Origin of the sequence: Fusobacterium sp. FSA-380-WT-3A (genome assembly GCF_012843705.1) — a bacterium.
Lineage (GTDB): Bacteria > Fusobacteriota > Fusobacteriia > Fusobacteriales > Fusobacteriaceae > Fusobacterium_B.
In genome coordinates this window covers 1-26,176 of sequence record NZ_JABAFQ010000008.1, presented here as the reverse complement: position 1 = coordinate 26,176, position 26,176 = coordinate 1, and the positions used below count along the sequence as shown (strand labels likewise).

Annotated in this window: 23 protein-coding genes and 1 riboswitch; of the genes, 20 read left to right on the top strand and 3 right to left on the bottom strand. The window is 27.2% G+C overall.

The features are described 5' to 3' along the window. Positions 1-9: 9 nt before the first annotated feature. Complete coding sequence (trmFO, locus tag HF862_RS06100) at positions 10-1,323, bottom strand: methylenetetrahydrofolate--tRNA-(uracil(54)-C(5))-methyltransferase (FADH(2)-oxidizing) TrmFO (RefSeq protein ID WP_170187028.1); 1,314 nt, start codon at positions 1,321-1,323, stop codon at positions 10-12. A 172-nt stretch (positions 1,324-1,495) separates the two neighbouring features. Here trmFO and HF862_RS06095 point away from each other — a divergent pair, with 172 nt between their 5' ends. From HF862_RS06095 to rd, 3 genes are all read left to right on the top strand, one after another. Further along, positions 1,496-1,909, top strand: a complete 414-nt coding sequence (locus HF862_RS06095) for a hypothetical protein (RefSeq protein WP_027128369.1) — start codon at positions 1,496-1,498, stop codon at positions 1,907-1,909. A gap of 201 nt (positions 1,910-2,110) precedes the next feature. Next, positions 2,111-2,353, top strand: a complete 243-nt coding sequence (locus HF862_RS06090; protein WP_170187027.1) for a hypothetical protein — start codon at positions 2,111-2,113, stop codon at positions 2,351-2,353. Positions 2,354-2,370: 17 nt separating this feature from the next. Then, a complete protein-coding gene (gene rd / locus HF862_RS06085; RefSeq protein ID WP_170187026.1) occupies positions 2,371-2,529 on the top strand; it encodes a rubredoxin in 159 nt (52 codons plus the stop codon). An 84-nt stretch (positions 2,530-2,613) separates the two neighbouring features. Here rd and gltS read toward each other — a convergent pair whose 3' ends face one another. Then, on the bottom strand, positions 2,614-3,801 hold the full coding sequence (gltS, locus tag HF862_RS06080; RefSeq protein WP_170187025.1) for a sodium/glutamate symporter: 1,188 nt from the start codon (positions 3,799-3,801) through the stop codon (positions 2,614-2,616). Between the two features lie 444 nt (positions 3,802-4,245). Here gltS and HF862_RS06075 point away from each other — a divergent pair, with 444 nt between their 5' ends. Continuing rightward, complete coding sequence (locus tag HF862_RS06075; protein ID WP_170187024.1) at positions 4,246-5,304, top strand: autotransporter outer membrane beta-barrel domain-containing protein; 1,059 nt, start codon at positions 4,246-4,248, stop codon at positions 5,302-5,304. Positions 5,305-5,639: 335 nt separating this feature from the next. Here HF862_RS06075 and HF862_RS06070 read toward each other — a convergent pair whose 3' ends face one another. After that, a complete protein-coding gene (locus HF862_RS06070) occupies positions 5,640-6,989 on the bottom strand; it encodes a hypothetical protein (protein WP_170187023.1) in 1,350 nt (449 codons plus the stop codon). Positions 6,990-7,138: 149 nt separating this feature from the next. On the opposite strand from HF862_RS06070, the gene HF862_RS06065 reads away from it, so the two are divergent. The 16 genes from HF862_RS06065 to HF862_RS05985 all read left to right on the top strand — a co-directional run bounded on the left by HF862_RS06065 (position 7,139) and on the right by HF862_RS05985 (position 26,072). Then, positions 7,139-7,375, top strand: coding sequence for a YdbC family protein (locus HF862_RS06065; protein WP_170187022.1), 237 nt, complete (start codon positions 7,139-7,141; stop codon positions 7,373-7,375). 9 nt (positions 7,376-7,384) lie between these two features. Beyond that, entirely contained in the window at positions 7,385-8,380 is a 996-nt protein-coding gene (locus HF862_RS06060; protein WP_170187021.1) for a dipeptidase, read from the top strand. Between the two features lie 26 nt (positions 8,381-8,406). Then, positions 8,407-9,369, top strand: coding sequence for a Gfo/Idh/MocA family protein (locus tag HF862_RS06055; protein ID WP_170187020.1), 963 nt, complete (start codon positions 8,407-8,409; stop codon positions 9,367-9,369). Between the two features lie 8 nt (positions 9,370-9,377). Beyond that, positions 9,378-10,265, top strand: a complete 888-nt coding sequence (locus HF862_RS06050; protein WP_170187019.1) for a cobyric acid synthase — start codon at positions 9,378-9,380, stop codon at positions 10,263-10,265. After that, positions 10,252-11,208, top strand: a complete 957-nt coding sequence (gene cbiB / locus HF862_RS06045) for an adenosylcobinamide-phosphate synthase CbiB (RefSeq protein ID WP_170187018.1) — start codon at positions 10,252-10,254, stop codon at positions 11,206-11,208. Before HF862_RS06050 ends, cbiB begins: the two co-directional genes overlap by 14 nt. Next, on the top strand, positions 11,205-12,221 hold the full coding sequence (locus HF862_RS10030) for a GNAT family N-acetyltransferase (RefSeq protein WP_240934796.1): 1,017 nt from the start codon (positions 11,205-11,207) through the stop codon (positions 12,219-12,221). The genes cbiB and HF862_RS10030 overlap by 4 nt, the downstream gene beginning before the upstream one ends. Continuing rightward, positions 12,222-13,289, top strand: a complete 1,068-nt coding sequence (locus tag HF862_RS06030; protein WP_170187017.1) for a histidinol-phosphate transaminase — start codon at positions 12,222-12,224, stop codon at positions 13,287-13,289. 47 nt (positions 13,290-13,336) lie between these two features. After that, a riboswitch (purine riboswitch) is annotated at positions 13,337-13,438 on the top strand. Positions 13,439-13,673: 235 nt separating this feature from the next. After that, positions 13,674-14,159 carry a 5-(carboxyamino)imidazole ribonucleotide mutase gene (purE, locus tag HF862_RS06025; protein WP_206039039.1) on the top strand — a complete coding sequence of 162 codons (486 nt, stop codon included), beginning with the start codon at positions 13,674-13,676 and terminating at the stop codon, positions 14,157-14,159. Beyond that, a complete protein-coding gene (purK, locus tag HF862_RS06020; protein ID WP_170187016.1) occupies positions 14,159-15,268 on the top strand; it encodes a 5-(carboxyamino)imidazole ribonucleotide synthase in 1,110 nt (369 codons plus the stop codon). Before purE ends, purK begins: the two co-directional genes overlap by 1 nt. A gap of 43 nt (positions 15,269-15,311) precedes the next feature. Then, entirely contained in the window at positions 15,312-19,004 is a 3,693-nt protein-coding gene (locus tag HF862_RS06015; protein ID WP_170187015.1) for a phosphoribosylformylglycinamidine synthase, read from the top strand. A gap of 29 nt (positions 19,005-19,033) precedes the next feature. Further along, complete coding sequence (purM, locus tag HF862_RS06010) at positions 19,034-20,098, top strand: phosphoribosylformylglycinamidine cyclo-ligase (protein ID WP_240934795.1); 1,065 nt, start codon at positions 19,034-19,036, stop codon at positions 20,096-20,098. Next, positions 20,092-20,664 carry a phosphoribosylglycinamide formyltransferase gene (gene purN, locus HF862_RS06005; protein WP_170187014.1) on the top strand — a complete coding sequence of 191 codons (573 nt, stop codon included), beginning with the start codon at positions 20,092-20,094 and terminating at the stop codon, positions 20,662-20,664. The genes purM and purN overlap by 7 nt, the downstream gene beginning before the upstream one ends. 11 nt (positions 20,665-20,675) lie before the next feature. Then, entirely contained in the window at positions 20,676-22,211 is a 1,536-nt protein-coding gene (gene purH / locus HF862_RS06000; RefSeq protein ID WP_170187013.1) for a bifunctional phosphoribosylaminoimidazolecarboxamide formyltransferase/IMP cyclohydrolase, read from the top strand. A 20-nt stretch (positions 22,212-22,231) separates the two neighbouring features. Beyond that, entirely contained in the window at positions 22,232-23,467 is a 1,236-nt protein-coding gene (gene purD, locus HF862_RS05995) for a phosphoribosylamine--glycine ligase (RefSeq protein ID WP_170187012.1), read from the top strand. A 104-nt stretch (positions 23,468-23,571) separates the two neighbouring features. Beyond that, positions 23,572-25,029 (top strand): IMP dehydrogenase, encoded by a 1,458-nt coding sequence (gene guaB, locus HF862_RS05990; protein WP_170187064.1) that lies wholly within the window; start codon positions 23,572-23,574, stop codon positions 25,027-25,029. Between the two features lie 128 nt (positions 25,030-25,157). After that, a complete protein-coding gene (locus HF862_RS05985) occupies positions 25,158-26,072 on the top strand; it encodes a DUF5655 domain-containing protein (protein ID WP_170187011.1) in 915 nt (304 codons plus the stop codon). Positions 26,073-26,176: the final 104 nt, after the last annotated feature.

The following is a 26,176-nucleotide window of genomic DNA, read 5'->3' as shown; positions in this document are numbered from 1 at the left end:
TATCATATTTTATTTTATATAATTAGGAAAATTTTTCTTTAAATACTCTATAGCTCTCTGTGAAATTTTATTGTATCTCTCTCTTTTATCTCTAATTTTTTTACCTTCTAAATCTCTAATCATACCAAAATTTGGTCCCATAGGTTGAAAGTCTTTTTTCTCCTCTGTAATATATTTAATAATAGCACCTATTGAAGATATATCTTCTAATACTAAAGATTCTTTTCCTTCTAATTTATTATAAATATTTATTGCTGCCATAAGTCCTGTGGCTATAGCACAAACATATCCTTCACTACCTGTAATTTGTCCAGCAAAATATATATTATCATATTCTTTTAAGTTTAATGATGTAGTTAAAACTTTTGGAGAATTTATAAAAGTATTTCTGTGCATAACACCATATCTTACAAATTCAGCATTTTCAAGTCCAGGTATCATAGAAAATACTCTCTTTTGTTCTCCCCATTTAAGATTAGTTTGAAAACCTACAAGGTTATACATTTTTCCCTCTTTATCATCTTGTCTAAGTTGGACTACAGCATAATCTCTTGTATTTGTTCTAGGATTTGTAAGTCCTTTTGGTTTTAGTGGACCATATAAAAGAGTTTTTATTCCACGTCCAGCTATTCTTTCAACAGGCATACAAGCTTCAAATAATTTTTCCTCTTCAAATTTTTTAAGAGGGATTCTTTCAGCTGTAATTAAATTCTCATAAAATCTATTGTACTCCTCTTCTGTCATAGGACAATTTATATATTCACCATCCCCTTTATCATAACGAGATTGGAAATATACTTTTTCTTTATCTATTGATTCAAATGTTACAATAGGAGCAGCAGCATCATAGAAATATAAATATTCATCTTTTGTAAGATTTTTAATATTTTGTGAAAGTTCAAAAGATGTAAGAGGACCACTTGCTAAAAGAACTATTTTATCCATTGGAATCTCTTTTAACTCTTCATTAATAATCTCTATATTTGGATGATTTTTTAAAATTTCAGTTACTTTTTCAGAAAAAAGAGTTCTATCAACAGCAAGAGCTTGTCCAGCTGGTACTCTAAATTCATCAGCTATTTTAATAAGTAAAGAACCAAAAAGTCTAAGCTCCTCTTTCATAAGTCCACTGGCATTTCCTAAATGGTCACCTCCTAATGAATTACTACAAACAAGCTCAGCAAAATTTTCTGTTTTATGAGCTTCTGTAGAAATTTTTGGTCTCATTTCATAAAGTTTTACATGTATTCCTCTTTGAGCTAGTTGATAAGCAGCCTCACTACCAGCAAGTCCAGCTCCTACAATAATTACTTCTCTATTCATACATTCTCCTATCTAATTTTTTTACACACTCGGACATAATATTATACTATATTTTCTAAAATATTTCATGAGATTTTTTAGAAATTAATAGAATTTTTTTGTTTTTTATGCTATAATTAATCGTTATGCCAAAATTTTTGTATATGTGTGTTTAAGTAAGAGAGGTGAAAATATGGAAGTTATAAGTAAAAATAAACCAAAGGGAAAAGAATATTCTGTTATTAAAGCTAAAAGAAAACAAAAAAGAATTTTAGAAGAAAAAGCTATAAAACAAAGAACTGAAAATAGAAGACAAAATGCTGAAAAAAGAAAGGCTCAAAATTTAGAAGCTGCTTATCAAGATAAGTGTAGAGAAGTAGAGATTGTTGGAGTAAGAAAAAATATGTTACTTCTTAATATAGAAGGAGAAATTGAAAAAAGAGCCCCTTTATATGACAAGAAAAAAGTTAGAAAAGATAATTTAGATACTGAAATTTTAAATATATTTGTAAAACTTTATGGAAGTGATTTCCCTATCAGAAAATTAAAAAATTTTAAAGAGAAGAGAGAAGAATTAGTATTTTCTTTAGAAGAATTATTTGATTAAAATATTTTGTAAATTATACACCTAAATCTTTGTGAGATAGGTGTATTTTTTATTTAGTTATTAAATTTTAACTAAATTATTATTTAAAAAATATTATTGTAAAAAAATTATAAAATGTAATGATTATAAAAATATAATCTTTACTTTTAGATAAAAATATGATATAATTAAGATATAAAAGAATAAAGGAGGATTAGTTTTATGAATAAAGATTTAAGTCAAAAATTGAATTATTTATTATTAGGTGATGAAAAATATACTGAATGTCCTCATATACTTACAATAACTCCAGAGGAAAATGGAATTTCTCTTACAGAAGATTGTGGAGACTTAAAAGAATTAAAAATTTCTTATGAAGAGATAATAGATAATATATTAAATGAAGAAGCTGGAAAAGAATTAATGGCTGAAATTATAAAAGGATTAATTTTGAAGAAAAGATAAAATAGGAGGAAAAAATTATGAAAAAATGGAAATGTGAACCTTGTGGATATATTTATGACCCAGCATTAGGAGATGAAGAAAATGGAATAGCTCCAGGAACTTCTTTTGAAGATTTACCTGAAGATTGGGTTTGTCCTATCTGTGGATTAGGAAAAGAAGTATTCGTAGAAGAATAAATGAAAAATAAAAATAATTAAAAAGATACACTCAAATCTTGTAAAAGATAAGAGTGTATTTTTTATTTGGAAAATATAAATTTTTTATTTTACTAAATTTATAAAAAATGTAATTATACCAGCATTAAAGAAATCTATAAATAAACTTCCAACTATAGGTATAACGAAAAATGCTTTTGGCGATGGAAGATATCTTTCAGTAAGGGCTTCCATATTAGCAAGAGCCTTTGGAGTAGTACCAAAACCACAACCACAATGACCACCAGTTATAATAGCAGCATCATAGTCTCTACCTGTAAGATTAAAAGTAATAAAATAAGCAAAAGCTCCCATAAGAATAGTTTGACCTATTAACATCAATACAAGTGGAAGAGCCAATTCTTTTAATTCCCAAAGTTTAAATGCCATAAGAGTCATTGATAAAAACATTGCTAAAGTAAAACTTCCAATAGTAGAAATTATATTCAAATCAATTTGAAATTTTCCTGTATAATCAGAAATATTTCTCATTAAAGCAGCAGCAAACATAGCCCCAATATATGGTGGTAAAACTAAACCTAAACTATTCAAGAAACTTGAAATTAAACTTCCAATTCCCATAGCTATAATAACTTGAAATCCTGTAGGGATAACTTTTTTTGTAATAAGAAATTCATTTTTATTTTCACTTGATGAAAAATTATTAGAATCTTTATGTTTTTCTAAAAGTGAATGTTTTTCTATTAATCTTTTACAAATAGGACCAGCAATAATACTACCAGCTATTAAAGCATAAGTGGCTGTAGCCATAGCCACCATTGTAGCTCCAGGAGCTCCAAAACTTTCCATAATAGGTCCAAAAGCTCCAGCTGTACCAGGTCCTCCTGTTGTAGCTAAAGAACCTGTAGCTAAACCAATAAGTAAATTAACTTTTAAAAATTTTGCCATAAGAATACCAGCTGCATTTTGGAAAAAAGTTAACCCAACAGCAGCAATTAAAAACATAAGAACAGGAAGTCCAGCTTTCTTTAAAAGTTTTATACTTGCTGAAAAACCAACTGTTGTAAAAAATGCAATCATAAATATTTCTCTTAAAGTATCATCAAATACAAATGAAAAAAGATGAGTTTCATAACCTATTAAAGTAATAATTGAAAAAACAGTTCCTCCAGTTACTGCATCTGGAATACAATTTTCCTTTAAAAATTTAAAAGTATTATTAAGAAATTTTCCTAGATATAAAACTAGGATAGCTAATGTCATAGTTTGGATACTAGTAAGTTCTAATATCATTCAAATGTTCCTCCTTAAAAAATATACACATAATAATAAAAAGCAAATAAAATATATCATAAATTTCACATATATTACAAATATATATTATATATAGTTTGATTTATTAAAGAGTTAAAAGAAATAAAATTATTATAATATTACATAAAAAGTATTGAAATTATTAGAAAAAATAATTTTATATGATTAAGTTATACTGAAATTATTTTTATACTATATTTTATTAAATATGGAAAATATAATACAAAAGCTCATATAAAATCTGAAGAAGATTTATTTGGAATAATAAAAAAAGAAGAAGCACAAATATATATAAAATTAAATGATATATATAAAGGTATTCATTCAAGTGGAGAAAATAATTTTAGTGCTCTTAATGGTATAGTAACTTCTATTAACTGGGGAAATGTAAATGGAGAAAAATATACAGAAGAAGTAACTCAAATGGCTACTTTACTTGGATATTTAAGAAGTGTTTATACAGAAACTCCTTACTCTTTCTCAAATGAAGCTACTAGAAAATCTATGGAATTATTCCACGATACTGTAAGAGATAATCAATTTAAACCATTAAAAGATGAATGGATTATTTTTGGTGGACTTACACATGAAAATGGAGACCAAGAACAAACTTACTATGGAAGAAATTATCATGGATTTGATACAGACTCTGCTGATACTAATGTAGATATAAAAATGACTGGTGCTTATGGACAATTTGAATATGGATTCACTGATACATTATCAGGAGGTATTTTATTAGGAGGAAATAATATTGATACAACTGTTGCTTTTTCAAAATTAGATGGAATATCAGCATACTTAGGATTATATACTAAAAAAGATATTAAAGATTTAAGAATTACAACAGGAATAGGATATCAATATTCAGAATATGATTCTACAAGAAGAATAATAAATAATTCTTATGACAAAAATTACTCAGATAATGCATTTAATGTTTACTTAGATGCAAAATACTCATTGAAATTAAGTGATGGATTATATTTTGAGCCAAAAGCAGGATTATCATATTCATATATAAAACAAGAGGAAATAAATGAAGGAAATGATAGACCTTTATCTTTAAATGTTGATTCAAAAGACTTTAATGTCTTAGAGGGAAGTATAGGAGCAAACATTAAGAAAGTAATAATGACAGATAAAGGAAAATATACATTATCAGGAGGAGTAACATATACAAGAATTTTAGATGGATATGAAGAAGATACTATAACAGCAAACTATGGTGGAAGTAGTTTTGATGTATTAATTCCTCATAAAATCCAAGATGAAATCTCTATAGGAGCAAAATATGAAACAGAATTAGAAAATGGAATTCTATATAATGTAAAAGTAAACTATAATATAAATATGGATTCTACGGAAAATGGAAATAAAAATGCTTATGATAAAGAATGGAGAGTAGGATTAGGATTTGGTTATAAATTTAGCACTTTAAAAGATTTCTCATTAACAACTTTATTTGATTTTGATAAATAAGAGATAAAAACAGAAGAAAAGATTTTATTAAAAGAAATAGCTAAGAAGTTGAATTAAAGAGAAAAAAGAACAGTAAAGATATAAGGACATGTATACTGGACAGGAACAAATAAATATAATCAAAAACTATCAGAAAAAAGAGAAAAATTAAAATTAGAAGAAGAATCAAAGAAAAATATAACAAATGAAGATATAAAGTACAAAGTAAAAGCTTATGGAGAAAATAATCTAATAGCAATAATACAAAAGAAGAAAAAGTATCAAATAGAAGAGTAGAAGTAAAATATAAAAGATATTTAAAAATAAAAGCTCGATGAAAAATCACCGAGCTTTTATTATAATATTTTATTTAATAATAATATCATAGCAGGACATAATAAAATTAAAAGAATAGAATAAATTTTATTGTATTTAAAAGTTACTTTTAATATATCCTCATCAATAGTTTGGGCTACAACAGCAGGGAATGGGACAAAAGGAGATATACTCATAGCTGATATCCAACAACACATTACAACAAGAGGATAAGAAGCAGGAGCTATTCCTAAAAATTCAGGTTTTACAATCATAAGAATAGCAGCCACAGGGATTAACATATGAACTCCCACTAAAGCTAAAGCTACAGTAAAAAGAATTAAAGTAAGAATTAAAAAATAACTTGGTAAAAACATTATTTTTAAAAATCCTTTTTCAATAATCTCTCCAATAGAAGTGTTTTGAATAATTTCTCCTAGACAATTTGTAGAAATTAGAAAAACTATTATAGTTCCAAAATTAGTAGTTCTTTCAATATAACTTTTAAATTGAGTTTTATATTCTTGAAAATTAGCATTTTGAAAACTCCAAAATAATGAATACCCAACAACTATTAGAGATATAAATAACATAGGATTTTTAAAAGTAAACATATAATCTCCTAAAATAGTTACAAATATTAAAAAAATTATATTTCCTACAAGGGAGAAAATTTTCTTTTTATCAAAAGAAGATAACTTTTGAATAATTTGATTTTTTTCTTCTTCTACTTCTTTTTCATAGAATGAAAGAAGAACGGAAGAGAGCCCAACAATAAATAAACACATTAAAAGTGCATAAGGGAAATATTGATAATGTTTTACAGAATACATAATAAGTATCATATTAAGAAGTCCATCATAAGGAGAAAAAATCATAAAACAACAATATCCAGCAGTATACATTCTAGTAAGATATTTTTTAGAAAAATTATTTTTCTGTATAATTTCTTGCATTATAGGTATAGATGGAATATTTAAAATTATTGTAAGTATCCAATGAAAAAGCGATAATATAGTAAAAATAAATTTATTGTTTTTGCTAAATCTACTTACAAAATTTTTAATTGAATGAGAGTAATCTCCTTTTTCAATAGGAAATGTAAGAAGTGGTATTACTGTAAATATACAAATAATTCCAACACTTTTTTCTAAACTTTTATAGAGCAATTTTGTATCAAAATGTTGACTAAGAAGTAGTAGAGAGATAGTAAAACAAAGTAGAGAGATACTTCTTTGCATTCCCTTTGCAAAAAAATAAACTGAAAAAATTAAAATTCCTAAACCTAAAGAGATAAAATAAGGATAAAAATTTTCAAACCCTATAAAAAATTCCTTGAGAAAGACACAAAGAAATATAAAAACCATTGCTCCAAAAAATATTTTTTTCATAAAAACCCCACCCTTAAAAATAATTAATTTATTATTTTAATTAAATAACAAAAAATTATTTTTGTCAATAATAATTTATAAAAAAAATTTTTAAAAATATTGATGATATTGTATAATTAAAATATAAAAGGAAATAGGAGGAGAGAAAAATGGCAGAAATAAAATTTGATATCATAGAAGAGTTAGGAGTTATAGGAGAAGGGTCAAAAGGTTGGAAAAAAGAAGTGAATATAATTTCTTGGAATGGAAGAAAAGCAAAAGTTGATATAAGAGATTGGGATGAAAATCATGAAAAAATGGGAAAAGGTTTAACTTTTACAAAAGATGAGTTAAAAACTTTAAAGGGACTTTTAAATTCAATAGATATTGATGATTTAGATATATAGTGGTGTTATATGAAAATATTTGATTTACATGCTGATATATGGTATGACATTCATAGAAAGAAAAAAGAGGGAATAGAAAAAGATAGATTTAAAAAATTTCATTTAGAAAGATTGAGAAAGGGAGAAATTTTTGGTGGAATATTTGTAGCTTGGCTTGATTCAAAATATGAAAAAGAACAAGTTGAAAAAGAGATGATGTTGATGATAAATGCCACTATGAATGAGATAAACAATAATAAAGATATATTTCATATTTTAAAATCTAAAGAAGATTTTTTAAATCCAAATTTAAAAAAAATAAATGTTTTAATGGGAATAGAGGGGTTAAGAGTTATAGAAAATAATCTTGATTGGTTAGATACATTTTATAATTTAGGATTCAGACATGCTACTCTTACTTGGAATGAAGAAAATTCTCTAGGAACAGGGGTTTTAGGAGATAAAGAGAGAGGTCTTACAGAATTAGGAAAGAAAGCTATAGAAAAAATGGATAAATTGGGAATGATAATAGATGTGTCTCATGCCAATGAAAAAACTTTTTGGGATATATATAATACTACGAAAAGACCAATAATAGCTTCTCATTCAAATTGTAAATCTTTTTGTGATGTACCTAGAAATTTAACAGATGAACAAATTAAAGCTATAGCTAAAAAAGGTGGACTTATAGGTCTTAATGCTTATATTGGTTTTATAAAAAAATATGAATATTTTAGCCCTATAAAAATAGATAATGTAGATTTTACCAAAAGAGCAACTTTAAAAGATTTAGTAAACCATATAGATTATTTAGTAAATTTAGTAGGAATAAATCATGTAGCTTTTGGTTTTGATTTTTGTGAATATTTAGAGGGACATAGTGATTCAAATCCTATAGATTTAGAAGATGCTTCTAAAAGTCAAAATATTATACAAGAACTTTTAAATAGAGGTTATACAAAAGAGGATATAGAAAAGATAGCCTATAAAAATTTTTGGAACTTTGCAATAAATTTTTTTAAATAACACAATATTTTACTAGGAGGGATAGTATGATAAGATTTGGAATAATAGGAACAAATTGGATAAGTAGAGATTTTGTAGAGGCAATAAAAAGAAATCCAAAATGTGAAGTGGGAGCTATTTATTCAAGAAAAGAGGAAACAGCCTTAGAATTTCAAAAAGATTGTGGAGTAGGTGGAAAAGTTTTTACAGATTTAGAAGAGATGGGAAAATCTTCTGATATAGATGCTGTATACATTGCTTCTCCTAATTCATTACATGGAGAACAAACAACAATATTTCTTCTTAATAAGAAACATATAATTTGTGAGAAGCCAATAACAACAGATTTAGAAATTTTTGATAGAAATATAAAAATAGCTGAAAAAAATAAAGTTGTATATATGGAAGCTATGAAAACAACTTTTTTACCAAATATGAAAGTTTTAAAAGAAAATTTGCATAGATTAGGGGATATTAGAAATGTAGTATTTAATTTTTCACAATATTCTTCAAGATATGATTTATTAAAAAATGGAGAACTAACAAATGTATTTGATACTAAATTTCATGGTGGTTCATCTTTTGATTTAGGAATATATCCATTATATGTTACTTTAGATTTATTTGGAGAACCACTTTCTTTTACTGCTAGAAATTATCTTGTAGAATCTGGGGTAGACGGAACAGGTACAATGATTTTAACTTATAGTGATAAAATTGTTACAATAATTCATTCTAAGATAACTCAAACTTTTGTTCCAAATGAAATTTTAGGTGAAAAAGGAAGTATTCTTATAGATGATGTATCTAAAATGAGAAGTATAAAACTTATCCTAAGAGATGGAACATCAGAAGAATTAACAGTAGAACAAGATAGTAATCAAATGGTTTATGAGTTAGATGAATTTTTAAATTTAATAGAAAATGGGGAATTAGAATCAAAAGTAAATACTTTTAAAAACTCAAGAAAATCTGTAGAAATATTATCAAGAGTAAGATTTAAAATTTAGAGGAAATAATGAGAGAAAAACATAAAAATATAATGATATTAGGAACATCTTCAGGAGCAGGAAAAAGTCTTATAACAACAGGACTTTGCAGAATATTCACAAGTGATGGTTATGATGTAGTACCTTTTAAGGCACAGAATATGTCTAGAAATTTTTGTAAAATTAGAAATAATAAAAAAATTGCAATCTCTCAAGTCTTACAAGCTTATGCTTGTAAAAAAGAGCCACAATCTTGGATGAATCCAATTCTTATAATTCCAAAAGGAAATGGGATTATAGATGTAGTTTTAGATGGAAAGTATGAGAGAACTATTACAGGTGAAAAATATTCATCTGAAAAAGTAAAATATAGAGAATATTTGCAAAAGACTTATGAAACTTATCCTAAGAAATATCAGGTTTGTGTATTAGAGGGAGCTGGAAGTCCTGTAGAGATAAATATAAAAGAAAATGATATTGTAAATACATCTATGGGAAAAATAGCTAATGCTCCTTTTATTTTAGTAGCTGATATAGATAGAGGTGGAGTTTTTGCTTCAATAATAGGAACATATACTTTATTTAATGAAGAAGAAAAAAGAAATCTCAAAGGGATAATAATAAATAAATTTCGTGGAAAAAAAGATATTTTACAAAAAGGTATAGATGAGATTGAAAAACTTACTAAAACAAAAGTTTTGGGAGTTGTACCTTATGAAATTATAGATATAGAAGATGAAGATGGACTTATTTCTAAAAGAGATAGTGAAGATATAAAAAAAAGATGTGGAGACTTATCTTTTGAAGATTATAGAGAGAAACAATTTGAAAAATTAGAAAAACTTTTAAGAGAAAATTTAGATATAGATTACATTTATAAGATACTAAATAGAGAGGAAACAGATGATTTTTGCTAGTAGATACTTTATAGCTTATGTATTAGATTTAATTTTAGGTGACCCAGAATTTTTTTATCATCCTGTAAGGGTTATAGGAAAATTAATAAGTTTTTTAGAAAAAAAATTATATAGTTTTAAGAATAAAAAAATATTTGGTGGAGTATTAGTAATTTTAGTTTTAACAGTAACTTTTATAATTTCATATATTTTGGCAATATCGAAAATAATAGAAATCTTTTTTCTTTATACAACTTTGGCTACTAAATGTTTAGCTGATGAAGGAAAAAAGATATATGAAATTTTAAAATCTAATGATATTGAGAGAGCAAAAAAAGAAGTTTCCTATTTAGTTAGTAGAGATACAGGAAAAATGAATGAACAACAAGTGATAAGAAGTGTAGTAGAAACAATAGCAGAGAACTCTGTTGATGGAGTTATTGCTCCTATGTTCTTTGCTATAATTGGAAGTTTTTTTACTTGGAATGGAGTATCTTTAGCCCTACCTTTTGCTATGACTTATAAAGCTATAAATACTATGGATTCAATGTTAGGATATAAAAATGAAAAATATATAGATTTTGGAATGATAGGAGCTAAGGTTGATGATATGGCCAATTTTTTTCCAGCAAGGATAGCTGGAGGAGTTATCATTCCAATAGGAGCTTTTATTTTAAGAATGGATTATAAAAGTGCTTGGAGAATATTTCTAAGAGATAGATTAAATCATGGAAGCCCAAATTCTGGACATGGAGAAGCTGCTTTTGCTGGAGCTTTAGGTTTACAATTTGGTGGTAAAACAAGTTATTTTGGAAAAATTTATGATAAACCTACAATAGGAGATAAAAAAAGAGCTTTTATTTTAGATGATATAAAAAATGCTAGAAAACTTTTATATATTTCATCTGGAATAGGACTGATTATATTTCTAATCTTGTCTCAGTTAATAAAGGTGGTTTTATGATAATTTTAATAGCTGGAACTTCATACACAGGAAAAACTTTGTTAGCTCAAAAATTATTAGAAAAATATAAATTTCCTTATCTATCAATAGACTATATAAAAATGGGATTAATAAGAAGTAAAAATATAAATTTTACAGTAGAAGATGATGAAAAACTTATTCCATATCTTTGGGAGATTATAAAAGAAATTATAAAAACAGCTATTGAGAACAAACAAAATTTAATAGTAGAAGGGCTTTATATCCCTTTTGATTGGAAAAAAGATTTTGATAAAGAATATTTAGAAAATATAAAATATTATTGTCTAGTAATGACTAGAAAATATATTGAAAATAATTTTGAAAAAATATTGAAGTATGCTGATGTAATAGAAAAAAGATTAGATGATTCTTATTGTACTAAAGATTTTCTTATTAGAGAAAATGAAAAAAATTTAAAAGAATGTAAAAAATATAATTGTAATTATATTTTAATAGACAAAAATTATAAGAAGGATATTTTTCAGATATTTTCACAAGATAAAAAATATTATTTAGTAGATGTAGAACAAAATTTTATAAAACTTAGAAAATATAAATCTTCAGATTGTAAAGAAATAATAGAACTTTTTTATAATACAGTACATAATATTAATAAAAAAGATTACACAAAAATACAGTTAGATGTATGGGCTCCTAAAAATATAGATATAGAAAAATGGAATATTTCTCTTTCAGAAAGTTATACTGTTGTTGCTGAAAATAATGGTGTAATAGTTGGATTTGGAGATATTAATAAAGATGGATATTTAGATAGATTATATGTACATAAAGATTTTCAAAAAATGGGAATAGCCACAATGATTTGTGATGAATTAGAAAAGAAAGTAAATAAAAAGTTGATATATACCCATGCTTCTATAACAGCAAAGAGATTTTTTATAAAAAGGGGCTATAAAGTTATCAAAGAACAATTTGTAGAAAGAGATAAAATCTTATTAAAAAATTATATTATGGAGAAAAGAGAGAATTAAATGGATATACATGGAGGAAATATTTATAAATTTCAAAGAGATGGAAAAAGAGAAATCTTAGATTATAGTTCAAATATAAATCCTTTAGGAGTGCCAAAATCTTTAGAAGAGGGAATAAAAAATAATATCTCTCTTTTAGAAAGGTATCCTGATGTTCACTATGTGGAGTTAAGAGAAAGTATAGGAGAGTATAATCATATATCAAGTGATAATATAATTGTAGGAAATGGAGCAACAGAAGTTTTATTTCTTTATATGAAAGCATTACTTCCTAAAAGAGCCTTAATAATTTCTCCAACCTTTGCAGAATATGAAAGAGCTTTAAAAAATATAGATTGTGAAATAGGATATTTTAAATTAGATGAAAATATCCAAAATGAAAAGAGGAATTTTTATTTAGATGTAGAAAAATTAAAAAGAGAGGCTATTAATTATCAGTTAATAGTTTTATGTAACCCTAACAATCCAACAGGTTCTTTCGTCAAAAAAGAAATATTAGAAGAATTAAATGAATTTTTAGAAACAAATAATATAAAATTATTTGTTGATGAGTGTTTTTTAGAATTTGTTGAGGGTTGGGAAGAAAAAACTCTGAATACCTTAAAAAGTAAAAATATATTTATATTAAGAGCTTTGACAAAGTATTTTGCTTTACCAGGAATAAGACTTGGATATGGAATAACTTATGATAATGAAATTATAGAAAAGATAAATTCTATAAAAGAACCTTGGACAGTAAATACTTTTGCTGATTTAAGTGGTAAAATTATATTAAAAGATAGAAATTATATAGAAAAAACAGATAATTGGATAAAAAAAGAGAGAGTAAGATTTGTAGAGGAATTAAAAAAAGTAGATTATATTGAAGTCTATGAAACCTATACAAACTTTGTGCTACTAAAAATAAAAAACATGAAAGCAGAAGAATTTCAAAAAAGATTATTAGAAAAAAATATTCTTGTGAGAAATTGTTCTAATTTTAAATTTTTGAGTAATAATTTTGTAAGGATAGCAATAAAAGATACTGAAAAAAATAACATTTTCTTAAAAAGTATAAAAAATTTATAATTTTTCTTGAAAAAAATAAAAAAATGTGATATTCTATCTTATTCTTAAAATTAGACCTCAAAGAAGCTTATATAATGGTTGTAATATGGACAACGAGTTTCTACCTGTAAACCTTAAATTTACAGACTATAAGTGATTAAAATATATAGACTTCTTTCGTTTTGTTTTAATGATTGGTGTAATCATTTTTAAAATAAAGGAGATAAAAAGGTGTTTTTTGTTTTTCTTAAAAAAAGAAAGAGGAATAATTATAATTGTATAAATAATATGTGTATAAGTGTGCACTATGAAAAATATGGACAAGATAAGTGTGTCCAAATTTCATAGTGCATTTTTTTATTATAAATTTAAAATATCTTTACTAAAAGTTTAAGGAGGGTTTAGATGCCTAGAGTTGGTGTGATAATGGGAAGTCGTTCAGATCTTCCTACAATGGAAAAAGCTGTAGAAATGTTAAAAAGATTTGGAGTTGATTATGAAGTAAAAATAGTTTCAGCTCACAGAACACCAGAATTAATGTTTGAATATGCAAAGACTGCTAAAGAAAGAGGATTAAAAGTTATAATAGCAGGAGCTGGAGGAGCTGCCCATCTACCAGGAATGGTATCAAGCTTAACTCCTTTACCTGTACTTGGAGTTCCTGTAAAATCAAGAGCTCTAAGTGGACAAGATTCTCTTCTTTCAATAGTTCAAATGCCTGGAGGAATTCCAGTAGGAACTTTGGCAATAGGAGAATCTGGAGCTAAAAATGCTGGAATATTGGCCAGTGAAATTATAGCTCTTATAGATGAAGAAGTGGCTAAAAAAGTTGATGAATTTAGAAGAGAGCAAAGAGACCAAGTTTTAGAAACAAGTGAGGTAGAATTATAATGTTAATTGAAAAAGGAAGCACAATAGCAATTTTAGGTGGTGGACAATTAGGAAAAATGCTTTGTGAAAGTGCTAAGAAACAAGGATATAAAACAATGGTATTAGAGCCATCTCCATCAGCTTGTGCTAAATATGTAACAGATAAACATTTAGTAAAACCTTATGATGATAGAGAAGCTTTACTAGAAATAGCTAAAGAATCTTCTGTTGTAACTTATGAGTTTGAAAATGTTACTGCTGAGTCAATAGATATATTAGAAGATAATGGAGGATATGTACCACAAGGAATAAGACCATTATATATTAGTCAACATAGATTTAGAGAAAAATCTAGTATAAATGCTTTAGGAATAAAGACAGCAAAATTTGTAGAAGTTCTTGATGAAAAAACTTTAGATAAAGCTATTGAAGAAATTGGATATCCAGCTATATTAAAAACTTCAATGGGAGGATATGACGGAAAAGGTCAATGGGTCATAAAAACTCCTGAAGATTTAGAAAAAGCAAAAAAAGATTTAGAAAAGAGAGAATATATTTTAGAACAAATGGTAGATTTCCAATGTGAATTATCTTGTATAGCAGTTAAAAGTACAGATGGAACTATTGGAGTTTTTCCTGTTGTAGAAAATATACATAAAAAGGGAATTCTTCATATAACAATAGCTCCAGCTAGAGTATCAGAGGAAATTCAAGAAAAAGTAAAAGATATTACAAAAAAAATTATAGATGGATTAAATTTTGTAGGACCTTTAGCTATTGAATATTTCTATGGAAAAGATGGAGAGATTTATGTAAATGAAATGGCTCCAAGACCTCATAACTCAGCTCACTATACTTTAGATGGTTGTGATAAATCGCAATTTGATTTACATATTGAAGGAATTTGTGGAAGAAAATTACAAGACCCAAAATTATTACACAAAAGTGTTATGTTAAATATTTTAGGACAAGATGTTGAAAGAATAGAAAATGCAAAATTAAGAGAAAATGAGTTTCTTCATATGTATAAAAAGGGAGAAGCTAAGATTGACAGAAAAATGGGACATCTTAATTTAATTGGTGATGATGTAGAAAAACTTTTAGAAAGAGCAATTGAATTAAGTAAATAAACATATAAGCAAAAAAATTTGTATATATTAAATTGGAGGAAAGATGGATAAGAGAATTTTCGTTTCTAAAAAACCAGGTTTTCAAGTAGAAAGTGAATCAATATTAAGAGAATTACAAGAAAATCTTTATGAAACAGGACTTAAAAAAGTTCAACTAATCAATGTTTATGATGTGTTTAATTGTGATGAAGATGATGTAGAGCTTTTAAAAAATAAAGTTTTAGGAGAAAGAGTTACAGATAATGTATATGAAGAAATAGATTTATCTGGAAAAACATATATAGCTATAGAAAATTTACCAGGACAATATGACCAAAGAGCTGACTCTGCAGAACAATGTTTAGTTCTTTTAAATAGTAAAGATACAGTTAAAATCAAAAGTGGAAAAATAGTTGTTCTTGAGGGAGAAATTAAATCATTAGAAAAAATTAAAAAATATTTAATTAACCCTATTGAAACAAGAGAAAAAGATTTAACTGTATTAGATAATACAGAAGATGTTAAAATTGAACCTGTACCAGTATTAGAAGGATTTAACGACTACACAAAGGAAGAGTTAGAAAGATATTTAACAACAAATGGTCTTGCTATGACTTTAGAAGATTTAGCTCACATCCAAAAATATTTTAGAAGTGAAAAAAGAAATCCAACAGAAACAGAAATAAAAGTTTTAGATACTTATTGGTCAGACCACTGTAGACATACAACATTTGAAACTTTCTTAAAAGATGTAAAAATAGAAAAAGGTCAAATGACAGAGGCTATTCAAAAAGCTTATGAAAGATATTTAAAATTAAGAGAAGAAGTACACGGAAATAGAAAACCTATGACTTTAATGGATATGGGAACTATTGGTGGAAAATATATGAGAAAAATCGGAAAACTTGATGATATGGAAGTTTCTGAAGAAATAAATGCTTGTAGTGTTGAAGTTGATATAGATGTAGATGGACAAACTGAAAGATGGCTTTTAATGTTTAAAAACGAAACTCATAACCATCCAACAGAAATAGAACCATTTGGAGGAGCTAGTACTTGTATAGGTGGAGCTATAAGAGACCCATTATCAGGAAGAGCTTATGTATATCAAGCAATGAGGGTTACAGGAGCTGGAGATATTTGTGAAAAATTAGAAGATACATTAGAAAATAAATTACCACAAGTAAGAATTTCTAAAGGAGCAGCCCATGGATATGCTTCTTATGGAAACCAAATTGGACTTGCTACAACTTTTGTAAAAGAGATTTATCACAATGGATATAAAGCAAAAAGAATGGAAGTTGGAGCTGTAGTTGGAGCTGTTAAAAAAGAATATGTATTAAGAGAAGAACCTATCCCTGGAGATATAATCATAGTTCTTGGAGGAAAAACAGGAAGAGATGGAGTAGGAGGAGCTACAGGTTCATCAAAAGAGCATAATGATTCATCACTTACTAAATGTTCTTCAGAAGTTCAAAAAGGAAATGCTCCAATAGAGAGAAAAATTCAAAGAGCTTTCAGAAATCCAGAAGTTACAAAACTTATTAAAAAATCAAATGACTTTGGAGCTGGAGGAGTTTCAGTTGCTATTGGAGAGTTAGCTAGAGGAATAGAAGTTGACTTAGATAAAGTTACTGTAAAATATTTAGGACTTAGTGGAACAGAGTTAGCAATCAGTGAATCTCAAGAGAGAATGGCTGTTGTAGTAGCTCCAGAAAATGTAGAAAAATTCAATGAATTAATGAAGGCTGAAAACTTAGAAACAAGTGTTGTGGCTAAAGTTACAGCTAAAGAAAATCTTGTTATTAAATTTAGAGGAGAAACAATAGTTGATATAGCTAGAAGTTTCTTAGATACAAATGGAGTTAGACAAGAACAAGATGTAGAAGTAGTAGCTCCAGAAGTAGTAGATGTATTTAAATCTTCTAAAGAGGGAGAATTAAAATATAAATTAATTGAAACATTAAAAGATATGAATGTTGCTTCTCAAAGAGGTATGGTAGAGATGTTTGACGCAACAGTTGGTAGGTCAACAGTTCATATGCCTTATGGAGGAAAATATCAATTATCAGAAAGTGAAGCAAGTATCCAAAAATTCCCAACAAAAGGATTTACAAATACAGCTTCAATATTAACTTTTGGATTTAATCCATACATTTCAGAAAAATCTCCATATTTAGGAGCTATCTATTCTGTAATTGAGTCACTTGCTAAAGTAACAGCTGTAGGAGGAGATTATTCTAAAGCAAGACTTACTTTCCAAGAGTATTTTGAAAGATTAGGAAAAACTCCAAGTAGATGGGGTAAACCATTTATGGCTTTACTTGGAGCTATAGAAGCTCAAGTTGAATTTGAAACTCCAGCAATTGGTGGAAAAGACAGTATGAGTGGAACATTTAAAGATATAGATGTACCACCTACATTAATCTCTTTTGCTGTAGTACCAGAAAAAACTCAAAATATAATTTCTTCTGAATTTAAAGGAGAAGGAAACTATATTTATTTAGTAAAACCAAAATATAATAGTGACTTTACTCCTGTTTATGAGTCAGTAAAAGAAAACTTTAGAAATGTTAGAAAAGAAATACTAGCTAAAAATATAATTTCTTCATCAGTAGTAAAATTTGGTGGAGTAGCTGAAGCATTAATGAAAATGACATTTGGAAATAAATTAGGTATAGTAGTAGAAACTAAAGAAAATCTATTTGATTTAATGCCTGGAGCAATAGTTGTAGAATCTACAAAAGAATTAGATTTTGGAATTTTACTTGGAAAAGTTCAAGGACATTCAATCAAAATTAATGAAGCAGTATTACCAATAGATGAAGCAATATCTATTTGGGAAGAGAGATATAGAAAAATATATCCATATGAGGCTAGTAAAAAAGCTAATGGAGAGGCTGTAAAACCTACTGAGAAGAAAGGAAATATGATTCAAAAAGCTTCTAAATTATATGATACTCCAAAAGTATTAGTTCTTGCTTTCCCAGGAACAAACTCAGAATACGATACAGCTAAAGCTTTTGATAGAGCTGGAGGACAATCAGAAATATTTGTAATAAATAATTTAACAGTTAAAGATATGGAAGCTTGTATAGATGAGCTATCTAAAAAAATACTTGAAAGTCAAATTATAGCAATTCCTGGAGGATTCAGTGCTGGAGATGAGCCAGATGGTTCAGGTAAATTTATAACAAATATCTTACAAAATCCAAAAGTAAAAGAAAGTATAAATAAATTCTTAGCTAATGAAGGATTAATGTTAGGAATTTGTAACGGATTCCAAGCTTTAATAAAATCTGGATTATTACCTTATGGAGATATGGATATGTTAAATGAAAATTCTCCAACATTATTTAGAAATGATATTAACCGTCATGTTTCAAGAATGGCTACAACAAGAATAGCTTCTAATTCATCACCTTGGCTATCATCATTTAATATTGGGGATGTTCATTCAATAGCTATATCTCACGGAGAAGGAAAATTTGTAGTAAGTAAAGAGTTTGCTGAAGAATTATTTAAAAATGGACAAGTAGCAACTCAATACTGTGATATAGAAGGAAATCCTACATTAGACCCTAAGTATAACTTAAATGGTTCTTACTACTCAATAGAAGGAATAACTTCAAAAGATGGAAGAATCTTAGGAAAAATGGGACACTCAGAACGTTATGAAGAGGGAGTATTCCAAAATATCTATTTTGAAAAAATGCAAGATATATTTGCTAACGGTGTAAATTTCTTTAAAAAATAATTATTAAATACTAAAGGAGAACTTAAAAAATGAGTAAAGAATATATGGAAAACAATATGAGTAGCCAAAAATATATGGAATCAGGAGTAAACTTAGAGGCTGGATATGAATCAGTTAGAAGAATAAAATCTCATGTAGCAAGAACAAAAGTTAAAGGTGTAATAGACAGTATCGGAGCTTTTGGAGGAATGTTTGATTTATCAGCTTTAGGATATAAAGAACCTGTATTAATAAGTGGAACTGATGGTGTTGGAACAAAATTAATGTTAGCATTCAAAATGGATAAACATGACACAATAGGACAAGATGTTGTAGCTATGTGTGTAAATGATGTATTAGTTCAAGGAGCTATGCCAATATTCTTCTTAGACTATGTTGCTGTAGGTAAAAACTTCCCAGAACAAATAGAGCAAATTGTAAAAGGTGTAGCTGATGGTTGTGAACTTTCAGAATGTGGATTAATTGGTGGAGAAACTGCTGAAATGCCAGATATGTATGAAATTGGAGATTATGATTTAGCTGGATTCTGTGTTGGAGTTGTAGAGAAATCAAAATTAATAACAGGAGAAAAAGTTAAAAAAGGAAATAAAGTAATAGGACTTCCTTCAACTGGAGTTCATTCAAATGGATTCTCTCTTGTTAGAAAAATAGTTATGAAAGATAACCAATTAGATTTAAATGGATATAAAGATGTATTTGATGGAAAATCTTTAGGAGAAACTTTACTTACTCCTACAAGAATATATGTAAAAACTATTAAAAAACTTCTACAAGAAGTTGAAGTTAATGGAATGTGTCATATAACAGGTGGAGGATTCTATGAAAATGTACCTAGAATTATTCCAGAAGGATTACAAGCAAAATTAGATACAAAAGTAATTGATACTCCAAAAATCTTTAAATTCTTACAAGAAGTAGGACAAGTACCAAAAGAAGAGATGTACAATGTATTTAACATGGGTATTGGATTTATGATAGTTGTTGATGAAGATAAAGTAGAAAAAACTATGGAAGTTTTAAAATCTTTAGGAGAAAAACCTGTATTATTAGGAGAAATAGTAGAAGGTAAAGAGGGAGTAGACTTAGTATGGTAAGAGTAGCTGTATTTGCTTCTGGAAATGGTGGAAATTTCCAAAGTATAGTTGAAACAAGTAGAAACTATGAAGAAAAACTTTACTCTGTTGAACTTTTAATAGTTGATAAAGAATCTGCTTATGCAATAGAAAGAGCAAAAAAATTAGGAGTACCATATTATGTGGTACTTCCTAAAACTTTTCCTTCAAAGAAAGAGTATGAAAAAAAAATAATAGAAATTTTAAAAGAAAATAATATAGATTTAATAGCTTTAGCTGGTTATATGAGAATAATATCTCCAGTATTATTAAATGAATACAGAGATAAAATAATAAATATTCATCCAGCTTATTTACCAAATTTCCCTGGAAAAGATGGGATAGGAGATGCTTTTAGAGCTGGTGCTAAAGAAACAGGAGTAACTATTCACTATGTAGATGAAGGTGTAGATAGTGGAAAGATAATTTATCAAGAAAAATTGACAATTGAAAAAGATTGGGATTTAGAAAAATTAGAAGAAGAGATTCATAAAATAGAGCATAGAATTTATCCAGAAACATTAAAGAATTTATGTAAAAATTTTTAGGAGGATTTAAAATGAAAAGAGCTTTAATAAGCGTTTCAGATAAAACAGGAATAGTTGAATTTGCAAAAGAGTTAGTTACTTTAGGATATGAAATAATATCTACTGGTGGAACAAAAAAATCTTTAGATGAAGCAGGAATAAAAACTTTAGGAATTTCAGATATAACAAAATTTCCTGAAATGATGGATGGAAGAGTAAAAACTTTACATCCAAATGTACATGGAGGACTTCTTTGTGTAAGAGATAATCCTGAACATATGAAAGATTTAGTAGATAACCATATTGAATTAATAGACATGGTTGTAGTAAATCTATATCCATTTAAAGAAACTCTTAAAAAAGGTGGAACTCACGAAGAATTAATAGAAAATATAGATATTGGTGGTCCAAGTATGTTAAGGTCAGCAGCTAAAAATCATAAATTTGTAACTGTTTGTGTTGACCCAGCTGATTATCAAAGAGTATTAGATGAAATAAAAGAACATGGAGATACAACTTTAGAGTTTAGATGTGAATTAGCAGCTAAAGTATTTAGAACTACAGCAGCTTATGATTCATTAATAGCTGGATACTTAACTTCTAAATTAGGAATTGAATATCCAGAAAAATTAACATTAACTTATGAAAAAGTTCAAGATTTAAGATATGGAGAAAATCCTCATCAATCAGCAGCTTTCTATGCCTCACCTATGACAGGATATTCTTTAGCAAGTGCAAAACAGTTACATGGAAAAGAGTTATCATATAACAATATTCAAGATGCTAACGGAGCTATTGAAATTTTAAGAGAATTTTTAAATTCTGGTAAAAAAGCTGTAGTAGCTGTAAAACATACAAATCCTTGTGGAGTTGGAATAGGAGATACATTAAAAGAAGCTTGGGATAGAGCTTATAGTGCTGACCCTATCTCTATATTTGGAGGAATTGTAGCTGTTAATGATGTTATAGATGTAGATGTAGCAAATGAATTACATAAATTATTCTTAGAAATCGTAATAGCTCCTGGATTTACAGATAAAGCTTTAGAAATATTAATGGCTAAGAAAAATATAAGACTTATGACTTTAGATATTACAAAAGAAATTTATAATAAGAAAAAAGTAGTTGGAGTTAATGATGGAATTCTTATTCAAGATATAGATTTTGGAGAGATAACAGCTGATGATTTAGTTTGTGTTACTGAAACACAACCAACTAAAGAGGATATTGAAGAGTTATTATTTGGATGGAAAGTTGTAAAAAATGTAAAATCTAATGCAATAGTTGTAAGTAAAAATAATCAAACTTTAGGTGTTGGAGCTGGACAAATGAACAGGGTAGGGGCAGCTAAGATAGCATTAGAACAAGCTGGAGAAAAATCTCGTGGAGCTTATTTATCATCTGATGCTTTCTTCCCAATGCCAGATACCGTTCAATTAGCAATAGAATATGGAATAAAAGCAATAATTCAACCTGGTGGTTCTATAAAAGACCAACTTTCAATAGATGAATGTAATAAACATGGTATAGCTATGGTATTCACAAAAATGAGACATTTCAAACATTAATATTTGAGCGAGGAGATAAAATGAAAGTATTAGTTATAGGAAAAGGTGGAAGAGAACATGCTCTTGCTTGGAAAATAAATCAAAGCCCACTAGTTGAAAAAGTATATGTGGCTCCAGGAAATCCAGGGGTTGAAGAATTTGGAGTAAATGTAAATATAAAAGATAATGATATTGAAGGATTAGTAAATTTTGCTTTAAAAGAAAAAATAGATTTAACAGTTGTAGGGCCTGAAACAACTTTGGCTCTAGGAGTAGCTGATGCCTTTGAAGAAAAAGGTTTAAAAATATTTGGACCTAAAAAAGATGTGGCAAGACTTGAAAGTAGTAAAGATTTTGCTAAAAAAATCATGGAAAAATACAATGTTCCAACAGGAGCTTATAAAACTTTTGATAATAAAAAAGATGCTTTAGAGTATGTAAATAAAAAAGGAGCACCTATTGTTATAAAAGAAGATGGATTAAAAGCTGGAAAAGGTGTAACTGTAGCTATGAAAATAGAAGAAGCTTATGAAGCTTTAGATATAGCCTTTGATATTCCAGGAAATAGAGTTGTAATAGAAGATTATCTTGATGGATTTGAATTTTCTCTTATAGCTTTAGCTCATAATGATAAAGTTATTCCATTAGAAGTTGGACAAGACCATAAAAGAGTTTTTGATGGAGATAAAGGACCTAATACAGGTGGAATGGGAGTTTATTCTCCAGTAAAAAGAGTTACAAAAGATATTATTGAAGCAAGTGTAAATGAAATTATAAGACCTACTTTAAAAGGACTTGTAGAAGAGGGGCTATCATTTACAGGATTTATTTTTGCTGGAATTATGGATACAAAAGATGGAGTTAAAACAATAGAGTTTAATGCTAGATTTGGAGACCCAGAAGCAGAATCAATTTTACCTAGAATGGAAAGTGATTTAGTTCAACTTATACTTGATATAATGAATGAGAAAGAAACTTTAGTTAAATGGAAGGAAACAACTACTTGTGGAGTAGTAATGGCTTCAGAAGGATATCCAGCAAGTTCTACACCAAATGCTGAAATTATAATACCAGATGATGTAAAATCTCAAATTTTTCATATGGGAACAAAGATGGAAGATGGAAAACTTTTAACAAATGGTGGAAGAGTTTTAATAGTTGTTGGAGAAGGAAAAAATTTACAAGAAGCTATGAAAAATGCCTATGAAGATGTTGAAAAAATAAAATGTGAAAAATTATTTTTTAGACGTGACATAGGTGCTAAAGATATGATATAATATATTATTATTTAAAAATTATTCTAAATAGAGGCTGCATATAACTACAGCCTCTTTGTTTAAAAATTTTAATTATCGTATAAGGAGAAAATGAAATGGATAATATGAATGGAAAAATAGTTAAGGAAGCTATTACTTTTGATGATGTATTGTTAATACCAGCAGAGTCACATGTATTACCACAAGATATTGATTTAAAAACAAAACTTACTAAAAATATTACATTAAATGTACCAATAGTTAGTGCTGCTATGGATACTGTTACAGAGGCTGATTTAGCTATAGCTTTAGCTAGACAAGGTGGACTTGGATTTATTCATAAAAATATGACAATTGAAGAACAAGCTAAAGAAGTAGATAAAGTAAAAAGAAATGAAAGTGGAATGATTCAAAATCCTATTACATTAACTAAAGATAAAACTTTAGGAGATGCTGATGATTTAATGGGACAATATAAAATTTCTGGATTACCTGTTGTAGAAGAAGATGGAAAATTAATAGGTATTATTACAAACAGAGATTTAAAATATAGAAAAGATTATGATACATTAATAGAAGAGGTAATGACAAAAGAAAATTTAATTACAGCACCTGTTGGAACAACATTAGACCAAGCAAAAGAAATCTTATTATCTAATAGAATAGAAAAATTACCTATCGTTGATGAAAAAGGATATTTAAAAGGATTAATCACAATAAAAGATATAGATAAAATTGTTGAATATCCAAATGCTTGTAAAGATGAACATGGAAGATTAAGAGTTGGAGCAGCTGTTGGAATTGGAAATGATACTTTAGAAAGAGTTAAAGCTTTAGTAGAAGCTGGAGTTGACGTAATTACAATGGATTCAGCTCATGGGCATTCAGCTGGAGTTATAAGAAGAGTTAAAGAAATAAGAGAAGCTTTCCCTAATCTAAATTTAATAGCTGGAAATATAGTTACAGCTGAAGCTGCTTTAGCTTTAATAGAAGCTGGAGTTGACGCTGTAAAAGTTGGAATTGGACCTGGTTCTATTTGTACAACAAGGGTTGTAGCAGGAGTTGGAGTACCTCAATTAACAGCTGTAAATGATGTATATCAAGTATGTAAAGATAGAGGAATAGGAGTTATAGCTGATGGAGGAATTAAACTTTCAGGAGATATAGTTAAAGCTTTAGCTTCAGGAGCTGACTGTGTAATGTTAGGAGGAATTTTAGCTGGTACTAAAGAAGCTCCAGGTGAAGAAATTATATATGAAGGAAGAAGATATAAAGTTTATGTGGGAATGGGTTCTTTAGCAGCTATGAAGAGAGGTTCTAAAGATAGATATTTCCAAAATGATGCTAAAAAATTAGTTCCAGAAGGAATTGAAGGAAGAATAGCTTATAGAGGAGATTTAAAAGACGTAGTATTCCAATTATGTGGAGGAATTAGAGCAGGTATGGGATATTGTGGAACTCCTACTGTAAAAGACTTACAATTAAATGGAAAATTTGTTAAAATAACAGGAGCAGGATTAAGAGAAAGTCATCCTCATGACATTCAAATAACTAAAGAAGCTCCAAACTATTCTTCAAAATAGAATAAAAGAAATATTATAAAACTAAAAGAGATGTTGTAAATTTAACATCTCTTTTTCTATCTAAAAATTAAAAAGTATGGTATACTTAAATTAAAAAAAATTAAGATGTCAGTTAAGAGAGGAGAGGTATGTTATTACTACATCAGACAAATGAAAAAGTAAGTGTATTAAAACAAGAAGAATTTGGATTAGAAAAAGAATTACAAAATTTTGTAGAAAAAAATTTAGATGAATTATTACATTTAGAATTGGTAAAAACTGAATTTGTTATAGAAAATTATAGATTAGATACTTTAGCTTATGATAAAGAAAATAAATCTTTTGTAATAATAGAATATAAAAGAGGAAATAGTTATAGTGTAATAGATCAAGGATACTCATATCTTTCTACAATTTTAAATAACAAGGCTGACATTATTTTGGAATATAATGAAATAATAGGAAAAACTTTAAAAAGAGATGAAATAGATTGGAGCCAAACAAAAATAATTTTTATTTCTCAAAGTTTTAATAAATTTCAAAAAGATAGCTTAAATTTTAAAAATCTTCCAATAGAATTATATGAAATAAAGAAATATGAAAATAATTTAATAACTTTTGAAAGAATAAGAGGAAGAGAAAATTCCGAAGATATAAATCTTATAGCTAAAGATAGTATAGATATAAATAAAGTTTCTAAAGAAATAAAAAATTATAGTATAGATTATCATTTAGAAAATTCAAATGAAAAAATAAAAAATTTATTTAATGAATTTAAAGAGAAAATAGAGGAAGAAATTCCTGAAGTAGAAATAATTCCCAAAAAAGTTTATATTGCTTTTAAATTAAATGGAAGAAATATAATAGATTTTAAATTACAAAAAAGCTTTCTTAAATTTTGGATAAATGCTAAAAAAGGTCAGTTGAATGATTTTAAAAAATTAGCAAAAGATGTATCAAATAAAGAGCATAATGGGAATGGAGATTATGAATTTAATATTTCTGATAGTAATAATATAAATTATATAGTAAATTTATTATCTGAATTTTTAAAGAAAAATTAAAAAAGAAAGGGGAACCTTTCTTTTTTATTATTTCTAAGGAAATTATAAATTGATTTTATATAAAAATTTTTTAATTTTTTATATGAAAATAGACAAAAATAAGT

What these genes read in the sequence shown, in the direction of transcription:
- trmFO (WP_170187028.1), bottom strand. Translation starts at nt 1,323, where the DNA reads ATGAATAGAGAAGTAATTATTGTAGGAGCTGGACTTGCTGGTAGTGAG.
- HF862_RS06095 (WP_027128369.1), top strand. Translation starts at nt 1,496, where the DNA reads ATGGAAGTTATAAGTAAAAATAAACCAAAGGGAAAAGAATATTCTGTT.
- HF862_RS06090 (WP_170187027.1), top strand. Translation starts at nt 2,111, where the DNA reads ATGAATAAAGATTTAAGTCAAAAATTGAATTATTTATTATTAGGTGAT.
- rd (WP_170187026.1), top strand. Translation starts at nt 2,371, where the DNA reads ATGAAAAAATGGAAATGTGAACCTTGTGGATATATTTATGACCCAGCA.
- gltS (WP_170187025.1), bottom strand. Translation starts at nt 3,801, where the DNA reads ATGATATTAGAACTTACTAGTATCCAAACTATGACATTAGCTATCCTA.
- HF862_RS06075 (WP_170187024.1), top strand. Translation starts at nt 4,246, where the DNA reads ATGGCTACTTTACTTGGATATTTAAGAAGTGTTTATACAGAAACTCCT.
- HF862_RS06070 (WP_170187023.1), bottom strand. Translation starts at nt 6,989, where the DNA reads ATGAAAAAAATATTTTTTGGAGCAATGGTTTTTATATTTCTTTGTGTC.
- HF862_RS06065 (WP_170187022.1), top strand. Translation starts at nt 7,139, where the DNA reads ATGGCAGAAATAAAATTTGATATCATAGAAGAGTTAGGAGTTATAGGA.
- HF862_RS06060 (WP_170187021.1), top strand. Translation starts at nt 7,385, where the DNA reads ATGAAAATATTTGATTTACATGCTGATATATGGTATGACATTCATAGA.
- HF862_RS06055 (WP_170187020.1), top strand. Translation starts at nt 8,407, where the DNA reads ATGATAAGATTTGGAATAATAGGAACAAATTGGATAAGTAGAGATTTT.
- HF862_RS06050 (WP_170187019.1), top strand. Translation starts at nt 9,378, where the DNA reads ATGAGAGAAAAACATAAAAATATAATGATATTAGGAACATCTTCAGGA.
- cbiB (WP_170187018.1), top strand. Translation starts at nt 10,252, where the DNA reads ATGATTTTTGCTAGTAGATACTTTATAGCTTATGTATTAGATTTAATT.
- HF862_RS10030 (WP_240934796.1), top strand. Translation starts at nt 11,205, where the DNA reads ATGATAATTTTAATAGCTGGAACTTCATACACAGGAAAAACTTTGTTA.
- HF862_RS06030 (WP_170187017.1), top strand. Translation starts at nt 12,222, where the DNA reads ATGGATATACATGGAGGAAATATTTATAAATTTCAAAGAGATGGAAAA.
- purE (WP_206039039.1), top strand. Translation starts at nt 13,674, where the DNA reads ATGCCTAGAGTTGGTGTGATAATGGGAAGTCGTTCAGATCTTCCTACA.
- purK (WP_170187016.1), top strand. Translation starts at nt 14,159, where the DNA reads ATGTTAATTGAAAAAGGAAGCACAATAGCAATTTTAGGTGGTGGACAA.
- HF862_RS06015 (WP_170187015.1), top strand. Translation starts at nt 15,312, where the DNA reads ATGGATAAGAGAATTTTCGTTTCTAAAAAACCAGGTTTTCAAGTAGAA.
- purM (WP_240934795.1), top strand. Translation starts at nt 19,034, where the DNA reads ATGAGTAAAGAATATATGGAAAACAATATGAGTAGCCAAAAATATATG.
- purN (WP_170187014.1), top strand. Translation starts at nt 20,092, where the DNA reads ATGGTAAGAGTAGCTGTATTTGCTTCTGGAAATGGTGGAAATTTCCAA.
- purH (WP_170187013.1), top strand. Translation starts at nt 20,676, where the DNA reads ATGAAAAGAGCTTTAATAAGCGTTTCAGATAAAACAGGAATAGTTGAA.
- purD (WP_170187012.1), top strand. Translation starts at nt 22,232, where the DNA reads ATGAAAGTATTAGTTATAGGAAAAGGTGGAAGAGAACATGCTCTTGCT.
- guaB (WP_170187064.1), top strand. Translation starts at nt 23,572, where the DNA reads ATGAATGGAAAAATAGTTAAGGAAGCTATTACTTTTGATGATGTATTG.
- HF862_RS05985 (WP_170187011.1), top strand. Translation starts at nt 25,158, where the DNA reads ATGTTATTACTACATCAGACAAATGAAAAAGTAAGTGTATTAAAACAA.